This window comes from Sharpea azabuensis DSM 18934 (assembly GCF_000702165.1).
GTDB classification, from domain to species: Bacteria; Bacillota_I; Bacilli_A; order Erysipelotrichales; family Coprobacillaceae; genus Sharpea; species Sharpea azabuensis.
The window spans coordinates 1-23197 of record NZ_JNKU01000043.1 but is presented as its reverse complement, the minus strand read 5'-3'; the positions used below and the strand labels follow the sequence as shown (position 1 = coordinate 23197).

The window sequence follows — 23197 nt, the reverse complement described above, 5'->3', positions numbered from 1 at the left end:
GCTTAAACTTGGCAATGTCTATGCCAACGAAATACGTCATGAAGATGCCCTCCTTAAAATGATTTAGCACTGCTTGGTAAGCCCACGAGTTTCTTCTTTGTGTAATCACGCAATTCATCAAACTTTCATACATCAGGTATGTGTTAATTTACTAATCACCATTTAAAAAAAGAACTGTGGCAGGATTCACCTCGAAACAGTACAAATATTGTCTGTAAGAATATAGATACAAATCCACAGTGCTTATAAATTATATCATCAATGGCCGTAGATGATATCATTCTTAATTCGGCTAGAAAGGAAAAATACTCAATTCTAACCTTAAATTGAGTATACGTGAGATATATGTATTGTAATACTTGTGGTACAAAACTCATTATGAAGCGTGATGGGATTGATGGTTTTGTTCCTTTCTGTATGAATTGCCAGACTTTTAAATATCCAACATTTAGTGATGCCATTTCATCTGTTATCTTTTCTCCTGATAAAAAAGAGATACTCCTGATCCAGCAATATGGCCGTAAAGACAATGTCTTGGTCGCTGGTTATGTGACAAAAGGAGAAAACCTAGAAACAACATTAAAAAGAGAGATTGAAGAAGAAGTCCACCTAGAAATAGAACGTTTCATGTACAACGACAATCAGTATCATGAACGTACAAACACATTAATCACTAACTTCATGGCAGTTGCAAAAGATAAGAACTTTAAGCTGACAGGAGAAGTTGACCAAGCACAATGGTTTAGTGTTGAAGATGCACTTAAATATATTAAGCCTAATAGCCTCGCTCAGCACTATCTCAAGGAAGCTATTTGTAAGATAGATCGATTATAATATCGGTCTATTTTTCTTTTATATGTAAAAAGATGAAGATTATTCATCTTCATCCTTAAAGAGTGCATGGCCAATTCTTACCATCGTGCTACCTTCTTCAATAGCTACTTTGTAATCATGACTCATACCCATTGATAATTCTGTTAAATGAGCTTGTGGATATGTTTTCGCAAGTTCTTCTAAAAGTAATTTTGTGTCTTTGAAATATGGACGGCATGCTTCTACATCAATATTAGGAGCCATCATCATCAAACCTCTCACTTCAATATGAGGCTTTGTGAGCGCATAAGCCATAACATCCTGCATTTCTTCTCTCTTAAAGCCATGTTTGCTTTCTTCATTCGCAATATTGACCTGAAGAAGAACGGGCATAACAAGATTATGCTTTGATGCCTGTTTCTCTATTTCATCAATCAGTTTTCTATTCGCAACAGAATGAATCATGTCAACCTGATCAATAATATATTTCACTTTATTTGTCTGCAAAGTCCCAATGAAATGCCAATGTGCTTTACCCTGATAGACTTCTTTCTTCTTTAAGAAATCCTGGACACGATTTTCCCCAAAGATTGTTACACCATTAGCTTCTAGCTTTGCCATTTCATCAGCAGTTGTGTACTTTGTAGCGGCAACTAGGGTTGCTGGTTTTACAGCTTCAACAATACGTCTTGTTGCTGCTTCATCACATTTAAGATTGTAGTTCATATTTTATCACCCAATCCATTATAGCACTACTGCGCATCTTTTAAAGCTTTGACTAAATCTGGAATTGTTGCTTCGAAGTCTACACCATACCAAGGCTTCTTTGGATTCTCAAGCGTCTTCTTGATTGTCAAAGCTGTATAGTCAGCAGCAACTGCCAATGCATCACGAATGCTTAAGCCATTCATATAGGCACCTACAGCTACTGAAGAGAAGATATCACCAGTACCATGATACTTCGCTCCGACAATATCATTTTGATAGCTAAAGTATTCCTTCTTAACCGTATCATAACCCATAATACCTGTCTTACCTTCAAATAATGATACCCCTGTTAAGACAACAATCTTAGAGCCAAGCTTTGCGAGCTTGTCTAAAAGATCTTTGATATAAGCTTCATCATATTCTTCTTTATATTCTGTATCCGTCATAAAGCATGCTTCAGTAATATTTGGCACAATAATATCAGCTAAGCCACATAGCTTAGCATTAGCTTTGACATAATCCATGTCAAAGTTAGGATAAAGCTTGCCATTATCTGCCATAACTGGATCAATGAAGACAATGTTGTCATCAGTCTTGAACATGTTGAAGATCTTTTCCATATGATGGATTTCTTCAACACTACCTAAATATCCTGTGTAAATAGCATCAAACTGTACATCCTGACTCTTCCAATGCTGTGTAATTGGATCAAGCTGGTCACTTAAATCTTTATATGTAAAGTCTTTGAACATTGTATGTGTTGATAATACAGCAGTTGGCAGAATAACAGCTTCATTACCTGTAGCCGATATAAGTGGTAATGCGACTGTTAAAGAACACTTACCTAAACATGATATATCCTGAATTGTTAATACTCTTTTCACTTTTTTCACTCTCCCTTTTGCCCACCATTATAACCTATTAAAATACTCATGAATATGGAAATTATCATAAAAGTTTGCTTATATTCTTAATAGGGAAAATCTATAAAGATATAAACGAACTTACAATGCAAGATTAAATAAAGAACACAGTAGCAACATTAACTTTAAGCAAAAATTTAAGTAGTTTTATAAGTGATCGTACTAGAGAAACTTGTGAAGCTCTAGTCCGGAAGGCTCCTGCGGGGTCCTTTCTTTATTTTATTCCAATAGTGATATAATAAAATTCAACCTGTATAAGAAAACACCCTATAATAGAGTGTCTTCAATCAATAATATCCAATAAACCTTAATCACTTATTAATTCTTGATCCGACGCAAACTCAGCAGTAATTGTGTCAAATGCATGTTGAAGATTAAGCCAATATTCCACACTTGTTCCAAGCATGCGCGATAACTTTGATGCCATTTCAATAGATAAGCTTTGTTCTCCACTTACAAGAAGCCTAAGATCTTCTTGTGTGATTTCAAGTCTTTTCGCAAAGTCTTCTTGGGTTAATTCACTTTCTTCTAATAATTCCTCAAGATAATATCCAGGATGAAAAGCCATTTTGTCATTATATGTAATAGTGTTACTCATCTTGTTAACCTCCATAATTATGTTGTGTTTATTATTGTATTCATATAAGGGTGGATAATATTATTTCCTGGTTCTTTGCATGAATTAGCCTTCTAGTACTTTCATACTATTATAGACTTTCATGTTCGTCAATTTTTATTGTATTATTGGCAATATTCTTGCCTTGACAACAATCATACATATGTTATGCTTTTAATGTCATCGGAGGGTGAATTGTTCTAAGAAACAATAGCTGGATAAGATGGTAGACTGAAATGTCTGCTTTCTTATCCAGCTTTTATTTTTTAAGGAGGATATTATGACGAAACAAACATCATTTACCCAAGGTAAAATCTTACAACCTCTTATTTTCTTTGCGTTTCCTGTTTTATTAGCGTTGTTTTTACAAGCTATGTATGGTGCTGTAGACTTATTGATTGTAGGGAAGTTTGCTTCATCAGTCGATGTTTCAGCTGTTTCTACAGGTTCACAGATCATGGTCACATTGACGAATTTAGTCAGCAGTTTTGCGATGGGCTTAACGATTCTTCTTGGTCAGCAGATTGGTCGTGGTGAGAAAGAAACTGGTGGTAAGAGTGTTGGTACTGGTATTCTATTCTTTATCATTATTGCGGTCATTATGTCCATTGCCATGCTTTTCTTAGCCCCACAGGTAAGTAGCTTAATGAATGCACCTCAGGAAGCATTCGATAAGACTGTTGCCTATTTAAGAATTTGTGGTGGTGGTATGGTTGTCATTGTAGCTTATAATCTCATTGGTTGTATATTTAGAGGTCTTGGTGATTCTAAGACACCATTAATAACTGTTGCGATTGCTTGTGTGTTTAATATTATTGGTGATTTGATTTTATGTGCCATCTTTCATATGGGAACAGTAGGGGCAGCTATAGCGACTGTTTTTGCTCAGGTTATAAGTGTTCTTATTTCACTTCTCTTGATTCGTAAAACCGAACTCCCTTTTACTTTACATCGTAAATATTTCAAAATAGATCAACAGATTTTATCAAAAATCATTAGTTTTGGTGCACCAATAGCCTTACAGGATCTTCTTGTCAGCATTTCTTTCCTAATCATCCTAGCCATTGTCAATACCATGGGTGTAACAGCATCCGCTGGTGTTGGTGTTGCGGAAAAGGTATGCGCCTTTATCATGTTGATTTCTTCAGCCTTTATGCAATCCATATCTGCCTTTGTCGCACAGAATTATGGTGCAGGATTGATGAACAGAGCACGTAGCGCTCTTCATTATAGCTGTACTGTTTCTTTTGGGATTGGCATTTGTATGTTTCTTCTGACATATTTCCACGGCAATATTCTCGCCAGCATTTTCTCATCAAATTTTAAAGTTATTTTAGCGGCAAGCGATTATCTTAAAGCCTATGCCATTGATTGTCTCTTTACTTCAGTTTTCTTCTGTTATACTGGATTCTATAATGGTATCGGGAAAACAAAGTTCGTTATGATCCAAGGGATACTCGGTGCTTTCTTAGTTAGAGTACCTGTCTCTTATTTCGTGAGTATTCAGCCTCATCCTAACCTATTCCATATTGGCTTAGCTACACCTTTGTCATCTCTTCTTCAGCTTATTCTTTGTTTAGGTTTGATGGCTTATTTGAAGCATGGAAATCTATTGGAAGATATAAACTAAATATCTATAAAAAAACATCCATCTACTCAATAGTAGATGGATATTTCTTTAGAATTGCACTTTAGGCACTTCTTTATCAGCTTCTTCAACTTCAAAGAATGGCATAGGTTTAAAGCCACCCATGTTCGCAATGATATTACTTGGGAACATTTCACACTTATTCTTAAATGCATTCACAGCATCATTATAGAACTGACGAGCATACTGGATTTTATTTTCAGTATCACGTAAGTCATTTTGTAATGAAGTGAAGTTCTGGTTAGCCTTTAAGTCAGGATAGGCTTCAGCTACCGCAAAGAGTCTTCCTAGTGCTCTTGTGATTTCACCACTAGATGCCATCATGTCTTCTGGTGTTGCGGCATTTGTGAAAGCATTACGTGCTGCCATTACTTTCTCAAGTGTTTCACTTTCATGCTTTGCGTAGCCCTTGACTGTTTCTACCAAGTTAGGAATAAGATCAGCACGACGCTTTAAGACAACTGATACCTGGCTCCAGGCATTCTCACATTTATTTCTTAATTTGACCAAGCTATTATATGTTGTAATAGCCCATATAACGATTAGAGCGATAATGACGCCGGCAGTAATAAAGCCCATAAATAATAGACCTCCTTTTATTTAGTAATCCTATTATACATGAACTAACAAAGAAAGCCTAGTATTCAAAATAAAGAGAGGAATTATCATCATGAAAGCATAAAAAGACAACAGCAATTAAGCCGTTGTCTTCATTACTTATAATTTTGCGATATCTACGAGTGATGTAGCACCATTATGCTTCTTTTCAAGTGAATTGATTAAAGCCTGGGCTGTATCAAGGGATGTATAGATTGGAATACCGGCTTCAACCGCAAATCTTCTGATCACAAAACCATCTTTAAGATTGCTGTTACGTGTTGGGATATCAATGACAAGATCAACTGTATCTGTCAGCATGAGATCAAAGATTGTATTTGTTTTCTCGGTAATGCGGTTAATTAAGTGACATGGTACATCATGTGCTTTTAAGAATTCATATGTTCCCTTAGTGGCATAAAGGTCATAGCCAAACATATAATACTGTTTCGCAATTGGTAAGAATTCTTCTTTGCTGGAATCTTTTACTGTACAGATAATGTTCTTTTTCTTAGGAAGATCGATACCTGTACCAATGAATGCCTTATACATAGCTTCATCAGGATCCTTAGAAATACCAAGCACTTCACCTGTTGATTTCATTTCTGGGCCTAAGCTAATTTCTGCTCCAGTAATCTTTTCAAATGAGAAGACTGGCATTTTTACGGCAATCGTATCTTTTTCAGGTACTAAGCCATATGAATAACCTTGTTCAGGAATAGAATGTCCCATAATAGCCTTAGTTGCCACTTTAACAATTGGAATACCTGTAACCTTAGAGATATATGGGATTGTACGTGATGATCTTGGGTTTACTTCAATGACATAAACTTCATCTTCATAGACAATGAACTGAATATTGATTAAGCCTACGACATGTAATGCTTTCGCAAGTCTTTCTGTATATTCACAGATTGTATGCTGGACTTCTTTCTTAAGCTTTTGTGGTGGATAGATAGAAATAGAGTCACCAGAGTGTACCCCTGCTCTTTCGACATGTTCCATGATACCTGGGATCAGTACGCCTGTACCATCACAAATGGCATCCACTTCACATTCCTTACCACTTAAGTATTTATCGATGAGGATTGGATGTTCCTGGAATTGTTCATTAATATGACCAATGAATTTCTTGACATCACCATCATTTAATGCAATTTCCATACCTGCTCCACCAAGTACATAACTTGGACGAACTAAGACTGGATAGCCAATCTTGTTTGCAGCAGCAATAGCTTCATCAACAGTAAAGACTGTATCACCTCTAGGGCGATCAATATGGCACTTTTCAAGAATCTCATCAAAACGTTCTCTATCTTCAGCAGCATCAACATCATCAGCTGAAGTACCAAGAATCTTGACACCCATGTTCATTAAATCCTGAGTTAATTTAATAGCAGTCTGTCCACCAAACTGAACAATCGCACCATCAGGTTTCTCAAGATCTACAATTTCTCTTACATCTTCTGCTGTTAATGGTTCAAAATATAATCGATCCGCAATATCAAAGTCAGTTGAAACTGTTTCTGGGTTATTATTAACGATAATTGTTTCATAGCCTGCTTCTTTAAGAGCCCATACACAATGTACGCTACAGAAGTCAAATTCAATACCCTGACCAATTCTAATTGGACCTGAGCCAAGAACCATAACCTTCTTCTTGTTTTCATCAGGCGTAATTTCATGTTCTCCACCAAATACAGAATAGAAATATGGTGTTTCTGCTGCGAATTCAGCAGCACAAGTATCAACTGTCTTAAAGGCAGCAGTAATATTGTTTTCTAGTCTTAATTGTCTAATACGTTCAGACTTCATGCCTGAGAGTTCAGAAATAACACGATCTGGGAATTCTCTTTCTTTAGCTTCTTTGAGGAGTTCGATTGTGAGTGGTTCACTTCTTAATCTTTCTTCAATTTGTACTAAGTGTCTGATCTTATCGATGAACCATACATCAATCATTGTGATTTCATGGATTTCCTGTACTGAAATACCTTTTCTTAGTGATTCAGCAATCACAAATAATCTCTGGTCATCAACATCTTTCAGCTTTCTTCTTAAATAGATTGTATCTTTGTCTTTCAAGCTTTCAAGATTGAGATAGAAGACATTCTGTTCAAGTGAACGTAAAGCCTTCATAAGTGCTCCTTCAAAGTTATTGCAGATAGCCATAACTTCACCAGTAGCTTTCATCTGTGTGCCTAGTTTTCTTGAAGCATCATAGAATTTATCAAATGGCCATTTAGGAATCTTACATACGATATAGTCAAGAGCTGGTTCAAATGAAGCATATGTCTTACCAGTGACCGCATTCTTGATTTCATCCAATGTATAACCTAAGGCAATCTTGGCAGCTAGTTTCGCAATTGGATAACCTGTAGCTTTAGAAGCAAGGGCTGAAGAACGAGATACACGTGGGTTAACTTCAATAACGCAATATTCGAAGCTATATGGATTTAAGGCATACTGGACATTACAGCCACCTTCAATACCTAACGCTGTAATAATATTAAGGGCTGAACTTCTCAACATCTGATATTCACGATCACCAAGTGTCTGAGATGGTGCTACAACAACAGAATCACCTGTATGAACACCAACTGGATCAATATTTTCCATATTACATACAGTAATACAGTTACCAGCATGGTCACGCATTACTTCATATTCAATTTCTTTCCAACCAGCAATAGACTTTTCAATAAGTACCTGACTGACTCTTGAAAGTCTTAAACCATTTGAACAGATATCATGAAGTTCCTGTTCATTATGGGCAATACCTCCACCAGTTCCTCCAAGTGTATAAGCAGGTCTAACAACAACTGGATAACCAATTTCACGGGCATATTCTAATGCATCTTCAACATAGTTTACAGTCTTTGATGGTGCAATTGGTTCTTTAATGCGTTCCATCAATTCCTTAAATAATTCACGGTCTTCTGCTTCTTTAATTGTGGCACAGTTTGTCCCAATAGTTTTGACATTATGTGCTTCTAAGAAACCTTCATCATCCAATGCCATCGCAATATTTAAGGCATTTTGTCCACCTAATGTAGGAAGGATGGAATCTGGTTTTTCTACTTCAATTAAGTGTTTTACTGTTGGTACAGTTAATGGTTCGATATAGACATGATCCGCAATATCTTTATCTGTCATGATTGTAGCAGGGTTTGAGTTAATAAGAACAACTTCAATTCCTTCTTCTTTTAAGGCACGACATGCCTGTGTGCCAGCATAGTCGAATTCAGCTGCCTGACCAATGATGATTGGTCCTGAACCGATAACGAGTACTTTATGGATATCATTTCTTTTAGGCATTTTTATGACCTCCCATCATTTTAATAAATTCATCAAATAAATATGCAGTATCATGAGGACCTGCTGAAGCTTCTGGATGGAACTGTACTGTACGAATATTCTCATTGATATATTCCATACCTTCAATTGTGCCATCATTAACATTAGTGAACCAAACCTTAGCTACTTCTGGATCAATAGAATCTTCTTTAATGACATAATTGTGGTTCTGTGTAGAGATATATACTCTACCTGTATGGGCATCACGTACTGGATGGTTAGCACCATGATGACCAAACTTCAATTTTTCTGTCTTAAAGTCATGAGCAAGTGCCATTAACTGATGACCTAAACAAATCGCAAAGATTGGCATACCACTTGCAGCTAATTCCTTAATTTCCTTTACAATCTCAACATTCTCAGCAGGGTCACCAGGGCCATTAGAAAGCATGATACCATCATAGTTTCCATTGATGATTTCACTCGCTGGTGTACTTGCCGGTACAACAGTCACTTCACAACCACGCTTTACTAACTCTTTCGCAATATTGCGCTTAGCTCCAAAGTCATATAAGGCAACATGGAAATCACCTTTACCTAACTTATAAGGTGCATCACATGTACATCTCTGTACAACACCTTCAACCTTGAAAGCCTTAATCTTATCAAGCACTTCATCAAGATTGTATTTCTGCGTTGTAATCATACCGTTCATACAACCATGTTGACGAATAATCTTAGTAATAGCACGTGTATCAACACCTTGAATACCAGGAATATTGTTTTCAATCATATAATCATTAAGATTCATATTCATTCTAAAGTTAGAACCTAAACGTGATAATTCATGAACCACAAATCCTTCTACGAATGGATGTGCAGCTTCCTGGTCCTTATAGCTTACACCATAGTTACCAATAAGTGGGTATGTCATTACAACACTCTGTCCTGCATAACTAGGATCAGTCAGGATTTCTGTATATCCTGTCATTGATGTGTTGAAGACAAATTCACTAATGACTTCTTTTTCAGCACCAAAGCTCACACCTTCAAATACATGTCCATCTTCCAATATCAAATAAGCTTTCATCAATAGCCCTCCTTTACTTTTCTAAAAAAAAGACATATCAGTAAATGATATGTCTAATTATGAAAATAGAAAAATGAAAATAAAGACCCCTGTAGAATATTAGCCGAAATTTTAGGTTTTTTCGTGCAAAATACGTACATGTCTTAAGTTCCTTTCTTTCATTTGTCACTAGTATATGCGAAATATCATGACATTTCAAGTTATATTTCATATCATTCCTCAATCATCATAAAAGAATGAAGATTGATATGCAAGAATCTACAAAATTATTCAAAAAGATTTCAACAATACAACAAAACAGTTTCCATCAATAGATTAGCTAAGATACAGTAGACATATTTAATTCCTTATTTTAATGCACTATATGGAATACCTAAGCTGAATGTCTATTTAGAAGCAAACTTTTAAAAGAGATAGGATTACTGCAAATCCTATCTCTAATGTATTAATCTAGTTCAACATAAATCGTGACAAACTTACAATGTGATAAATGTTTAATGGAAATTGTATGATTATCTACTTTGATATTACCTTCATATTCTTCTTTAAGATTTGTATAGTAAGCTTTCTTTATTTTCTTTGAGAATACGAGCTGATCGTTGATATCCTGATGGAATTTACCATTGTAAAGTCTAATAATATAAGCATCTTTATTTTCAGCTTTCTTGATAGCACTCACAACCAGCTTGTTTTTTGTAGTAAATAGTGAATATGTATTACTCTTATCACCTTCTATTTCCATTTGTGAGAATATTAATCTTCCATTTAAGAATTCTGCATATTCTCTTGCAATAACAGGCGTATTATAGGCCTTTGCGAGATTCGCAATACTTGTATCATTGAAATCTCCATCGAATGTCATAAAGCCAAATGTGAAATCAAGAGGTTTCTGTAATTCAGCATCTTTTGTCTCAATAATACGTTCACCACTAGCTCTTCCAGGACGATAAATGAGATTTTCTTTCCCCATAAATGAATATGTTCTAAAGAGTGTTAAGCGAATTGAATGATTATCGATGACTTCATATTCACGTACACCTTGTGGTATTAAGGCAATACCTCTATTTGAATCAGACAAACTTACAAAGCTTTGTGTAGGTTCAATTGAGATAGGAGGTTCTTGCCATGCTGTTTGATTTTGTTGGAAGTTAAGTGGGACCGCATTATTTACTGTTTCTTTTGTATTCTTTGATTTTTCAAGCGCTTCATTATAAAGAGCCATTTCTTTTGTATGAACATTTTCTCTTTGAATAACACCAAATTGTTCATCCGCAAAATTAAACTTTGAAACCAGCTCAGCATCAAATACAACACATAGGCGATGTGATTTACCAACATTATCAATATGAACTTTAAAGTCGATAATTGGTGAACCCTTGCGTAATGATACTGTCATTGTTATTGGTAATTCTAGGGAACGTTTACCAAGAGCACGTTCTTCAAGATCACATGGAATTGGCATTTTATAGAATGCTTTGAGTGATGCATAGATATCTGATTTATTTGCATGACTTTCTACTAAATGATCTTTTGAGTATGTAATTAAATCCTGATGTGCTGGTGAGTAGTTAAAAGAGTCCCCGCCATCACCATTTTCTTCTAATACAGCCTGATTCTTATATATATGCCCATTTCTCTTATCAGTAATTGTTAGTGTTCCATCGTTTTCAATATGAATTGAATAAAATTCATTTTCAATATCATTTGTATCTTCTAATTCTTTGTTTGATGTACATGTAAAATCAAGCGTATATTGTTCATAACCCATCGCAGGCAGATTATGAGCTGAAATGGCAATAGTAGCTTCAATAACCTTTTCAGGAATATAGAACTGTTTGCTTGGATTGAGCTTTATTGTTTGTGATAAAACATAGTCTGTTAGATCTCTAGATTCAATAATTGTATAATCCACATTATTGCCTTGAGCATCTTTTAATGCAAATGTTGTTCCTGGAAGATAAAGTTTTGCGATTACAACATCATCTCTTTCAGTTGGTAAAGTATTAAACATTGTAATCGTCATGTCAGCTTTGTTTTTAATACTTGTTGAGATGAGTCTTGTATGCAATTCAACAAGTGCTTCAGCAATATCTCTAATTTGTTTATAACGCATATAAACATCTTCATTTGCGGTATCTGAAATACATGAGCCAATAGAATCATGAGCAGCATTTTCGAAAAATAACTTCCAAATCGTTTCCATTGGACCATATGGATATTCATTTCCTAAAGAATATGACATTGTAAGAAGTGGTTCTAATACATTTGTGACATAATTTTGTAGTTTAGTGTTGAGTGCTTTCAAGTCAGAGCGTGAAGAAAAAATAGATTTGTGAACACGACTATGCTTACCAAGAATAAGTTCACCTTCTACTTCTTCTAATTCAGGATGAGCCTTTTTAACATCTTTAATATAATCTTCAATACAACTAATAACATAAGTGTTTTTTGGATCTGCTTCTTGTTGCTTCTTGACTAAATCTACAAGATTCTTTCTAATTGGCGCCTGATCAAAGCCATTAGGAAAATAAATATTATCTGTAGCACCTGTTCCAGCTTTCTTCAAGCACTCATTTTGCCAGAAGTCTTGAGCGTCCTTTTCATCTTCAGGAATATTACCACCAATATAATAGCCATATGGAATTTGTGTAACAAAGACTTTGCTGCCATCATGACCACGCCAAGTATAGTCAGTATGTTTAACCATGTCATTTGTAACGCCACGCCAGAAAAGTGTATCTTTAATGCCAAATTCATTATAAATTTGAGGCATATTACCTGACATTCCAAATGAATCAGGTACATATCCAACATTCATATATGGTCCATATTTTAAACAAGTTTTCATGCCATAATACATATTTCTTACAATTGATTCAGCTGAAATAAGCATTAAATCACTTTGTGTATACCATGGACCAATAATTAATCGATGAGATTGCACAAGACGTTTTATTCTATTTTCGTCTTCTGGTCTCCACTTGATGTAGTCATCTAACAATGATCCCTGTGCATCTAGCATAAAATATTTAAACTCTGGATCATTTTCTAATGTATCTAAAACATCTTCTAAGTCCTTCATTAAATAGACTTTTGAACGGGAAGTTGTAAAATACCATTCACGATCCCAATGAAAATGTGGTACAACATGAATTTTCTTTGCCATATAATCCTCCTTAGTGAAAAGCAAGAAGGAGATACCTTCTTGCTTGTTTTTTATTCAAATGAGATATCAATATCGTCCTCAGTCATAGTTTCATCTTCAGCTTCAGGGTCAACACTAAAGTCAGCAACCATTGGAGCTACTAAAGCGATAAATAATGCACCTACAAGCATACCTACTAAGTAAGCCCAGCCATTACCAATTGTAATAAAGCCATAAATTCCACCAACTGGAGGGATTGAAGCTTTAGCACCAAGTAAGCATGTTACTGCAGCACCAAGTGCACCACCAATCATATTTACAGGAACAAGACGAGAAGCTTTGACTAATGTGAATGGGATAGCACCTTCAGTAATACCAACGAAGCCCATTACCCAGTTACCTTTACCAGCATCTTTGAATGATTCTGAATAACGTGCACTTCTAATAACTGTACTAATAGCATAAGCTAATGGTGGAATACAAATGGCACAGTTGATATATACATTTGGCTGATAGATTTTTTCAGTTAATAACACGTTACCTGCCATCCAAGCAGCCTTATTGATAGGACCACCCATATCTGAAGCAATCATAGCACCTAACACAATTGCTAAGACAAGCTGGTTAGTTCCAGACTTACTCATTGTACGGATCCAAGAGATTAATGCAGTATTAAGCATTGATAATGGTGTATTAAGGATGACGCCCATTACTAACGCAATAACAATAGTAGCAAAGAATGGTAAAATAACTAATGGCATCATAGATTTAAATGAATCAGGTAAATTAAAGTGCTTTTTGCACCATCTTACTGTATAACCAGCTAAGAAACCAGCAATAACAGCTCCCAAGAAGCCTTCCTGATAATTAGAAGCAATAGCACCACCAATTAAACCAGCACCAATTGCAGGCTTTTCAGCAATTGAATAAGCGATAAAACCAGCTAGTACAGTATTAACCAAGCCAATACCCGTCCAGCCTACTTGCTGAATCTGATATAATACATGGTAAAATCCTGTAGACTTAGCATATGGATCTAAGCTTGATACACCAGTACATAAAGCAATAATTAATGGAATAGCAACAACTAAAGATGCACCAATAATAAGTGGTAACATGTAGCCAATACCTGTCATCAAATGACCTTTGGCTTCACTAAAAAACTTTTTCATAAATTTCCTCTCCTCAATATAATATTTTTACTATATAATGAGAGTGCGTACTCACTATATAGTATGTAGTCATAGGGCTGGGCCATAGTCCTATGATTTTTTTATTACTTTTTTGCTTCAACTGCCTTAGCACATTTCTTTAAAACTGCTTCAGGCGCTTTAATGCAAGTTGTAATATTAACACGAATAACAGGCTTACCTTTAAAACGATCCATGCCTTCAATATGCTGATCTGAAGCAATCAATACAAAATCCGCAGCCTGAGCTTCTTCATTTGTGATTTTATTGACCTGTCCCATAGAACCCTGCTGTTCCATCTTGACATCAAAGCCAATCTTCTTGCCAGCTTTTTCCAATGCTTTAGCAGCCATTGGAGTGTGAGCTAAACCAGCTGGACATGCTGATACACCAACAACTTTCATATTAATTTTCCTCCTTCATAATTTTTAATATAAAACGTGTTAATTCACCTTTATCATTGGATGAAATAACTGTTTCTTTAAAATCATCCTCTAATAAAGCTGTCGCAAGTGCAGAAATCATCTTCAAATGCACATCACCTGCACTCTTTTCAGGTACAAGTAATGCAAAAATATATTTAACTGGTTGATCATCTAAAGTCTGCCACTCAATACTATTTTTATTACGTAAATACATTACTGTAACTTTCTTAACATTATTTGTTCTTGCATGTGGAATTGCGAATCCATCTTGCAAGCCTGTTGAGAATTCTTTTTCTCTTTCAAGAAAATCATGATATAGGGCATCGGCATCATCAGTGATATCAAGCTCTTTAGCTTTTGTACTAATGAACTTAAGAATGCCGTCTTTATCTTTTTCATCAACGTTGAGAAAGACTGTATTTTCATTTAATAAATCATTCATACTTTTTGCCACCTCCCTTTGACACCATTTAGTATAAAGGTTCGCCAAGCCATTCTCAATTTATGCAATTTCCACTTATTGTGGAAATAGTAAGCCCTTTCACGTAAGCCTTTTCCACTTTGAAGTGGAAAAGGCTTTGATTGTTTATTTTTTTGATTGCGTTAATATTAATAATAAGGATGATTATTGAAAGGAGGATATATGTATGTTTAGTTATAAGCGGCTTGAAGATATTTTTAATTATATTCGAAGTAATGAGTATACAAGTATTGCTAAACTCACTAGTCTCTTTAAAGTATCTGATCGTACTATTCGCAGTGACATTAATAACCTGAATGATGTTTTACAGGGCGCAAGTATTCAATTAAAGAGAAGAACAGGCTATTACTTACAAATAGATAATGAACAAGAATTCAATGCATTCCTAAATACTATTTCAAAAAGAGAATCTGACACAAAAGATCTAGATTCAAGCCAGGATAGAATGCGTTATATCCTCACTACCTTACTCTATTCGCACGATTACATACCTACTGAAGATTTGTCCGATGCAGTATTTGTTTCTAAGAATACTTTTTCAAATTATATAAAAGCTATCAAGAAACTACTTACCCAATACAACTTAGAATATATTGTTAAACCTGGTGTTGGTGTAAAAGTTATCGGAAATGAATCGGATAAGAGAGAATGTATTATCAATGAAATCCATCCCTTAAGTGAATACTCAACAATATCAATGCTCACAAAAGAAGAGAAGGTCTACTTTAATGATGTTGAGGTTAATGCTATAATTCCCATCCTTATATCTGTCTTTAAAAAGCATCATGTAGAGACTGATGATTATAGACTAAAAAATCTTACTATCTATTTCGCATTAATGATTTCAAGAATACTCAATGATGATTATATAAGCGCAATAAATTCAACACAAATTCCAGAAGATATTAAAGAAATTGTTGATGAAATTTGTGATAAGATTAGTAACTATTATAATATAACGATCACCCATGGAGAAAAGCTTTATATTTCCATCCATTTAATTACGAATGTGAAATATAATGATAATTCAGTTGATGACTATACAATTAATCAACTTATAGATACTTTTCTTGATGGTATTTATGAGGGTTATAACTTTGATTTAAGAAATGATCAAATTCTTAGAAATGATCTTTATAACCATCTTCGTACCTCCATGTCCATGATGGAACTTCATCTTGAAAACAAGAATCCATTACTCAACACAATAAAAGCGAATTATCCATTACCATTCGAAATAGCGAAAACAATACTTAAACAGTCATCTAGTTCATTATCTTTTCCTGAAGATGATATTGGCTATATCGCATTACATATTGGAGCAGCTATAGAACGTTGTTTTTCAGGATCGATTAAAAAGAAATCTATTTACTTAGTATGTGGGTCTGGCCAAGCAACATCACGTATGCTTGAAGCTCGTCTACAAAATGTATTTGGAAGAAAGCTATCAATCGTAAAGAAGCTATCTCTCATTGACTATCTCAATCTTACTGAGGATGATTTTAAAGAAATTGATTGTGTTATTTCAACAGTCCCTCTTGAACAAACGTATGTTCCTACGATAACTGTAGACTTTTCTTTAAACCAGCAGGATATCGAAACAGTATCTCGTCTTATTACCTCAATTGATCAGAATAAGTCAGATAAAATTAAAAAGTTCTTTGATTCATCTCTCTTTATTCACAAAAAGAAAGCCACATCAAAGAAAGCTTTATTAGATGAACTCAATAGCATGCTGCTTAAAGAAGGCATAGTTGATGAACATTATATTGATTCAGTCTATAAGAGAGAAGAGCTCTCAAACACCAACATGAATGAAGTATTTGCATTACCTCATCCATTAGATGTTATTGCGAAGAAAACAAAAGTTGCAGTCGCAATACTGGATGAACCTCTTCTTTGGCACAATGAAGAAACAGTACGCATTATCTTCCTACTTGCAATAAAGAGAGGAGATAGCCTTAATATGGAACATCTTTATGATGTATTCATTGAACTTGTCAACAATCCTAAGTTCCAACAAGAAATCATGCATTCAAACACATACACTTCATTCATTGCTTCGCTCATACAACATGTCCAATAAAAACGATCACCAAAAAGGAAAGCTCTCTTTTCTTAAACACTTATAACATTCAAAAGTACCCTAAAGTCCTTTATTTACAAGGAATTATGGGTACTTTTTCTATACAGTATATTGCGGATAATGTATATTGCGGATAATTAATAAATAAAATTACTGTCAATACTGAATAGTTTTCAAGAAACTAATACTTTGATCATTATCACTAAATTTTTATTAAAGTTAATTCGAAGAAGCTTGTTTTTTAAATATTATCCAAATATAACAAAGTTTCATATTGTTTGTATGAACACATGATCAACACAATGATGCAACAAGATTCTATCTCACTTTAAAAGACTCTAAAACATATCTTTGCATTAGTTAATTCCAAATTAAAAGTGTCAACAGTGCTACAACAAGTCCTTATTAAAATATTTTAGCTAGACCTGAAGCTCCTTCATTCATGCTTTTACAATAATTATTAAACATTCAAAAATTATATGATTCCTAAATCTTTAAAATAACGTGATTAACTTGGAATATTTACTAAATGTACCTATGAATTCATCATGATATCGGTATCATCTAACATTCTATCTTTGAATTCTATAACTTTTTTGTAACGCAAATCGTAATTATAAATTGACGCAATAATCAGCTGATGCTCAGGATAATCCCTTTGAATAATCTTAAGCATCGTTTCAACCGTGTTGAATTCAACTTCTCTTCCTGAAGGAGAATCAAGTATAATAGGAAGGACAATACCAGCTTTATCTTTTATAAGTTTTATATATGCAAGTTTGAATGAAAAAACAATTTTATGAAGAATAGTTCCAGATAATGACTTTAAATCGCTTGTAAAGATGTAATCCTTATCCAATGAAACATATTTTTCACTGATTCCCAGTTCCTGTGCATATCTACTTATACATCTATGTAATTCGATAACTACATCATTATCTTGTTTCGTCAGAGTTCTTATGTGATCACGAAGTTTTTTTCTCTTACTTTTCAAATAATCGAGGATTCTTTGCGTTTCAATTGGGTCAACCTTAATTTTTCTAATATTCGAATCAAAAGCATCAATAGCCTCCTGAACCTGAACCATTTGGTTTTCTTTTTCCTTTCGCTCCTCTAAAGATGATATTTTACGATTTATTCCAGTTAAGCGTTTTTGAAGCATTTCTTTCCGAGTCACAAGCAATTCTGTATTATCAGTAAAATCTACAAGCGTTTCTTTTGTTACAGGTATTTGCTCTCCTCTACTTGATACAACTGTCAACTTAAGATCCGAAATATACTCCACAAGCAACTTATTTTTACGAAGGATATCCTTTAATTGGCTTAACTCTTCTAATAACAAATCTTTTTCAACACGTAACGTATCAAGTTTGATGTCACGGACTTCCTCAGGAGCATCAAATTCAATGTACTCCCCATTTTCATATAGTTCTTTTTGATAATCAGCAACGAGATGCATATACTCATATTTTTTAATTTGTTTTTCTACAGCTTCTAATTCCTGATTCTCTTTAGTACAATCTTTCCCGTCTAATCCTCTTACTAATGCTTCTATATTAAAAGAAATATTACCAATAACCTTTCCTCTATTCAAAAGTGTCCATCCCTTTTCCTGATCCATATATGCTGCACCTAATAAATTATCAAGAATATCTATATTTCTGCATCCAGTAATTTCAGTGAGAATTTCATGAAAATCAGTCGGTAGAGAATAGTCCATTTTTTTATTATCGTAGTCAATCGATAAATATGACCCATGTCGATATAGTTTATAGATTTTTTCCCTATTCTCTATTGTTAGCCAGAACTCCATTTTATCAAACTTGATTCCCCTTGTGCTTGGCACTGAATACCCCAGTGCATAAAAAATTGCACGGAGAAATGTTGTTTTTCCCGTTGAATTTTTTTTGCTATATATAATATTTACACTCTCTGAAAATTGCACTTTTTTTTCATGAAATCCTTCTTTTAAGGTGATCTCCATAATTTTCATAGATTTGCACCTCGCTTAATGTTTTTAATGTAACGTCTTTGTGTCAAAATACGATATAGTATTATCTTTACAAGAGATTGTTTTGTTAGATTATCCGTTTTAAGTTTGTCGACAATATCTTGATAATCTCTCCAGTTTTCAGAAATAAATGTTTTCTTGTCTTTCTTTGCCCCCCTATAGTCAAATATCACTCGAGTAATCATTTTATAACTCATAGTATTTTGATTAATGATGAGCTTATATTTACGCTCAATTTCTTCAATTTCATCCTCATCGAAATCTTTTTCATATTCTCTAGAAGTGCTTTTATCTATGACAAGAACAATAAGTGGCCAAATCATTTTTTCTTTACTAATAAAGATGTCAGTATCAGTCTGCGTTGCATTTTGAAAAAGATCTCTTTGCCAGATTTCCATTATGCTGGTATTGATTCCTGTGATATCAATATTAATCTCTCCAAGAAATTCATTAATACATGCGAGAATTTCCTTATATCTATTTTTCAAATCATTACCATAAAAAGGAATAACTCGTACATCAAATTTATTTAAATCGAGATTATTATAACCTTTTTTATGAACTATATCGATTATCTTATTCTTTGCAGCGTCAGGAAGTTCATTATAATCTAAATGTGTTCTTCCTGTAAAATAAGACATCGTCCTTTTATTATTAAAAGGGTTTGGAGAATTAGTCACGTATGTAAACAAACTTCCATCTCCATTCTTTGCGGCTAAACTTAAAGTTTCTAATGCATCAGAAAGTTTATTAATAACATGGTTATAATCATCCGGCTTTGCTATAGATTTTGCTTGAGCATAAATCTTACTATTATCCTGAAGTGTAATCTCAATATCTTCGTCAGCACCTTCCACTCGAATTTGCTTAGCATTTTTTATATTCTCTAGCATGAGGAGAATCGCTGAATTAGTTTGAAAATCCCAGCCAAAGGCAGAAGTTGATGCATTTCTATCACTCATTTGCAATTTCTCCTTTCTTAGTATAGTCTAATTGACTTATCCAAGAGTTACTTATAAGAATCCAGGGAGTCTTATAAGCTGATAAGCATTTAAATTATGTTACTTTTTCTATTTCCTTTATAATAGAAATATTGAATATGTGTACTTTAGGATGATTTCCTTTTAGCCTTGACTAGATAGAGAAGTTTACTGCCACAGTGATATGACTAAATAGTAATAAGTTGGATAAGTCCTCGAATTTGTATCTTCACTAGGTTCTATGTTATATCATATGTGCAGACATGTTCATTTATATACATTTTAGAATGGTCGTGATTCATATGTATAGAGTAGCTATCAACATAGCTACGTTTCATCATGATGCCATCGTTGTCGATAACGAATCGGGCGAAATTGCCGTTGAGCCATTCCGATTCGGCTACAATGACGAGAGTTTTAAGACTCTCACGCAAAATATCAGCCCCTACATTCAAGAAAAACATCTCATTGGCTTTGAGTCTACAGGTCATTACGGCCATAACCTAATGATGTCTCTGCTTGATCTGAAACTGACCGTAGGCATTGTCAATCCTCTCTCAACCAAGACTAAGAGAGAAAAGAATATACGCAAAACAAATGCCAACAAGATCGACCGTTATGTAATCTACAAAGTCTTATCTTCCAAAAATTATACAAGGATATTCCAGAAGAAATTCAGCTACAGTAAGCCAAAACCTTAACCAGGACATACAATACCCTGATGGAAGATATCGCATCATACAAGAACAAACTGCAAAATAATATGTATATTTGTAATTTATTCCCTTAGCTAATACTTATTATTCAATCTTTCAAACATAAAAAGATTCATGGATTATCTCAAAATAAATTCCAATCATTTCTTAAACACTTATAACATTCAAAAGTACCCTAAAGTCCTCTATTTACAAGGAATTATAGGTCCTTCTCTTTTCTTAAATTGTGGTAATTTCTAAAAATGTGGTAATTCTTTCAAGCAACGAGATCTTCTTTCCTTAAACACTCACATTACTAAAAGTGCTCGATAGTCCCTTATTTATAAATGTGGTAATTCTTTTAACTTATCAAATCTCAAACTTTATTTGACCTCCCAATATCCATACCTTTTTCCGCCAATACATTCAACTTTCTCATTTTTTGTAATTCTTTCATTTTACGTTGAAGTGTACGGTAAGGAATATTGAGCTTTTTTTGATAATGCTTTTTGCGTGATGTTAGGTTCCTTTTTCAGTAATACAAGTATTTCTCTTTCCAAAACGCCATCCAATGTGCCATCGTCTTGGCGTATTGGCGTATTAGAATCTCCCGCATTTCCAACAACACGCGTCTCTTTTAGCGTATCTAGAATAATCTCTAACATGAGTTCTACAAAAGCACTACTATCAACTTCCATATCCGATTCACCAAAAGCATCGTAGTACTCTTGTTGTCTGGTACGGATCAGTTCTTCAATTGGTAGCCAATAAAACAATGCATTCCATTTTCCAAGAAGCATACTGTGCCACATTCTTCCCATACGTCCGTTTCCATCGGCAAATGGGTGAATGAATTGTTTGTATTCTATTGGCTTTTCTTAGGTGTGGATTCATACTACCGTGAGAGTAAACATTAATCCGACCAATCTGTTCACTGATATCTGCAACCAGATTTATGATTTTATCTGTAATATGGAATGGTGGCTTATATTCACTCATACTTCTCATTTCCCCTTCTGCATCTTTTATACTGCTACATTTTCTTAAACACTTCACTTGTTTAAAAGTGTTCGTTACTCCTTTATTTATAAGGAAATAAGAGTATTTTCTCTTGTCTTAAATTGTGGTAATTTTTTAAGACTCTATTCAAAGTTCTAAAGTTTTTTTAACATATATGAATAAAGGCAAAATGTATATGTCTATTTTGCCTTTTGTTTATTAATGTTGTAAAGATAGAATTGTTAGTCATCTTTGTCTTTAGTGATGATGACTTCATATTCTTTACCCATATCTATAAGTGGGTATTTGTCTAGCAGTGAGCCTTGGTTGACATCAAGCGACATAAAGCCTGATGAACCAGGATAGAGTATTGGCTTGCCTATTGGGACAAAGCCAAATGCTTTATTATATTCAACAATATCATGATAGACAACATGCTTTTCTCTTGTAATGACTATTTGTACATGATCCCCAAAATTAAAATCACAGTTATCAAAATCTCTATTCTTAATATTGAATTCTATACCACCAAAATGCTTATTTTCCATCATGACAAAGCCTTGTACTTTGTTTTTTTCTAGTTTTGGCTGAATACTATATTCTTCGCATTCAATAATCTCACTTATATCATATTCATGACCTATTTCTTCAAACTTCTTTTGTCCACTTGCCAACAATGCTGCAACATAGGCAAACTTATCCCTGCCATCAAAGACAGAGCCTGCTCCTCTTAAATCAAAAGAGTCATCAATTTCTCTGACACTACCGACATGTTTCTTCATATGCGTAAGTGTTCCATTATCAGGAGTAATGACAATTTGACCTCCATGCATTTTCGCAATAGCTGCTTTTCTTGGTGTTCCAACACCAGGATCAACAACTGATACAGCAATTGTATTGGCTGGCCAATATGGTAATACTTGTCTTAAAAAATAACTTGCGATAAATGTATTAAACTTTGGTATATCATGACAGATATCAATAATATCTAATTCTGGATCAACAGTTTTAATAACACCTTTCATTGATGCAACAGCACCCCATGTAAGTGAAAAGTCTGATTGTAATAATATGGCTGGTTTCAAGAAAATCACCTCTAATACTATTGTAAGTCTTTCTATTTTAGAAGAAAAGGAAAACAAGCTTTCGTGAACTACCACCCACCTAAAGGTAGGTAGCTTCTAAGAACCTGACGGTTCTATTTAAGAAGTTTGATATTTAAGTTTCCACCTGACAAGTCAGGCAATCCTTATTCTTACAGGCGTGTCCACTTCGCCTCTACCGTATAGGATGCTGACATCCACAACGCTACTTTTGCGCATGATGTTCAATGCTCCGTTGACATCCGCATTGATTGTTTTCCCGCTTGCGGTCTTATACTGCCCTCTGTGTACTCTATTGCCGCTAAACTGATATTCTCTTGGGTTATCAGCATTGTAAACAGGAATCTCATCTTTGTCCCAGAATGATGATTTTGATGTATAGGACTCTTCCTG

19 protein-coding genes are annotated in these 23197 nt (G+C 34.3%); 4 read left to right on the top strand and 15 right to left on the bottom strand.

Going from position 1 to position 23197, the window contains the following annotated elements; genetic code table 11:
- The first annotated feature begins 345 nt into the window (after window positions 1-345).
- Window positions 346-834, top strand: coding sequence for an NUDIX domain-containing protein (locus T529_RS0109350; protein ID WP_033163345.1), 489 nt, complete (start codon window positions 346-348; stop codon window positions 832-834).
- A gap of 39 nt (window positions 835-873) precedes the next feature.
- On the opposite strand, the gene T529_RS0109345 is transcribed toward T529_RS0109350, so the two are convergent.
- The 3 genes from T529_RS0109345 to T529_RS0109335 all read right to left on the bottom strand — a co-directional run bounded on the left by T529_RS0109345 (window position 874) and on the right by T529_RS0109335 (window position 3042).
- Window positions 874-1539, bottom strand: a complete 666-nt coding sequence (locus tag T529_RS0109345) for a YggS family pyridoxal phosphate-dependent enzyme (RefSeq protein WP_033163344.1) — start codon at window positions 1537-1539, stop codon at window positions 874-876.
- 26 nt (window positions 1540-1565) lie between these two features.
- A complete protein-coding gene (locus T529_RS0109340) occupies window positions 1566-2405 on the bottom strand; it encodes a pyridoxamine kinase (RefSeq protein ID WP_033163343.1) in 840 nt (279 codons plus the stop codon).
- A gap of 346 nt (window positions 2406-2751) precedes the next feature.
- Complete coding sequence (locus T529_RS0109335) at window positions 2752-3042, bottom strand: HigA family addiction module antitoxin (protein WP_033163342.1); 291 nt, start codon at window positions 3040-3042, stop codon at window positions 2752-2754.
- A gap of 298 nt (window positions 3043-3340) precedes the next feature.
- Between T529_RS0109335 and T529_RS0109330 the strand changes: the two genes are divergently transcribed.
- A complete protein-coding gene (locus T529_RS0109330; RefSeq protein WP_033163341.1) occupies window positions 3341-4690 on the top strand; it encodes an MATE family efflux transporter in 1350 nt (449 codons plus the stop codon).
- 48 nt (window positions 4691-4738) lie between these two features.
- Here T529_RS0109330 and T529_RS0109325 read toward each other — a convergent pair whose 3' ends face one another.
- The 7 genes from T529_RS0109325 to T529_RS0109295 all read right to left on the bottom strand — a co-directional run bounded on the left by T529_RS0109325 (window position 4739) and on the right by T529_RS0109295 (window position 14891).
- Entirely contained in the window at window positions 4739-5287 is a 549-nt protein-coding gene (locus T529_RS0109325; RefSeq protein WP_033163340.1) for a LemA family protein, read from the bottom strand.
- Between the two features lie 138 nt (window positions 5288-5425).
- Entirely contained in the window at window positions 5426-8620 is a 3195-nt protein-coding gene (gene carB, locus T529_RS0109320; RefSeq protein WP_033163339.1) for a carbamoyl-phosphate synthase large subunit, read from the bottom strand.
- Window positions 8613-9689, bottom strand: coding sequence for a carbamoyl phosphate synthase small subunit (locus tag T529_RS0109315; RefSeq protein WP_033163338.1), 1077 nt, complete (start codon window positions 9687-9689; stop codon window positions 8613-8615). Before T529_RS0109315 ends, carB begins: the two co-directional genes overlap by 8 nt.
- Window positions 9690-10134: 445 nt before the next feature.
- On the bottom strand, window positions 10135-12855 hold the full coding sequence (locus T529_RS0109310; RefSeq protein WP_033163337.1) for a glycoside hydrolase family 38 N-terminal domain-containing protein: 2721 nt from the start codon (window positions 12853-12855) through the stop codon (window positions 10135-10137).
- 50 nt (window positions 12856-12905) lie between these two features.
- Window positions 12906-14006: a PTS fructose transporter subunit IIC gene (locus T529_RS0109305; protein ID WP_033163336.1), complete on the bottom strand. Its 1101-nt coding sequence runs from the start codon at window positions 14004-14006 to the stop codon at window positions 12906-12908.
- Window positions 14007-14110: 104 nt separating this feature from the next.
- Window positions 14111-14428: a PTS fructose transporter subunit IIB gene (locus T529_RS0109300; RefSeq protein WP_033163335.1), complete on the bottom strand. Its 318-nt coding sequence runs from the start codon at window positions 14426-14428 to the stop codon at window positions 14111-14113.
- A 1-nt stretch (window position 14429) separates the two neighbouring features.
- Window positions 14430-14891 carry a PTS sugar transporter subunit IIA gene (locus tag T529_RS0109295; RefSeq protein WP_033163334.1) on the bottom strand — a complete coding sequence of 154 codons (462 nt, stop codon included), beginning with the start codon at window positions 14889-14891 and terminating at the stop codon, window positions 14430-14432.
- A 205-nt stretch (window positions 14892-15096) separates the two neighbouring features.
- Between T529_RS0109295 and T529_RS0109290 the strand changes: the two genes are divergently transcribed.
- Window positions 15097-17016, top strand: a complete 1920-nt coding sequence (locus T529_RS0109290) for a BglG family transcription antiterminator (protein WP_033163333.1) — start codon at window positions 15097-15099, stop codon at window positions 17014-17016.
- 535 nt (window positions 17017-17551) lie between these two features.
- Here T529_RS0109290 and T529_RS0109285 read toward each other — a convergent pair.
- Window positions 17552-19009 carry a hypothetical protein gene (locus T529_RS0109285; protein ID WP_033163332.1) on the bottom strand — a complete coding sequence of 486 codons (1458 nt, stop codon included), beginning with the start codon at window positions 19007-19009 and terminating at the stop codon, window positions 17552-17554.
- Window positions 19006-19989: a hypothetical protein gene (locus tag T529_RS0109280; RefSeq protein WP_033163331.1), complete on the bottom strand. Its 984-nt coding sequence runs from the start codon at window positions 19987-19989 to the stop codon at window positions 19006-19008. The genes T529_RS0109285 and T529_RS0109280 overlap by 4 nt, the downstream gene beginning before the upstream one ends.
- A 320-nt stretch (window positions 19990-20309) precedes the next feature.
- Between T529_RS0109280 and T529_RS0109275 the strand changes: the two genes are divergently transcribed.
- On the top strand, window positions 20310-20708 hold the full coding sequence (locus tag T529_RS0109275; RefSeq protein ID WP_033163330.1) for an IS110 family transposase: 399 nt from the start codon (window positions 20310-20312) through the stop codon (window positions 20706-20708).
- Window positions 20709-21160: 452 nt separating this feature from the next.
- On the opposite strand, the gene T529_RS12870 is transcribed toward T529_RS0109275, so the two are convergent.
- The 3 genes from T529_RS12870 to T529_RS0109260 all read right to left on the bottom strand — a co-directional run.
- Entirely contained in the window at window positions 21161-21553 is a 393-nt protein-coding gene (locus tag T529_RS12870; RefSeq protein ID WP_238560805.1) for a Fic family protein, read from the bottom strand.
- A gap of 390 nt (window positions 21554-21943) precedes the next feature.
- The gene (locus T529_RS0109265) at window positions 21944-22786 is read right to left on the bottom strand and encodes an SAM hydrolase/SAM-dependent halogenase family protein (RefSeq protein ID WP_033163328.1); all 843 of its coding nucleotides are present in this window, start codon (window positions 22784-22786) and stop codon (window positions 21944-21946) included.
- 153 nt (window positions 22787-22939) lie between these two features.
- Window positions 22940-23197: transposase (locus T529_RS0109260; protein WP_238560804.1), on the bottom strand; the 258-nt coding region annotated here is incomplete at its 5' end.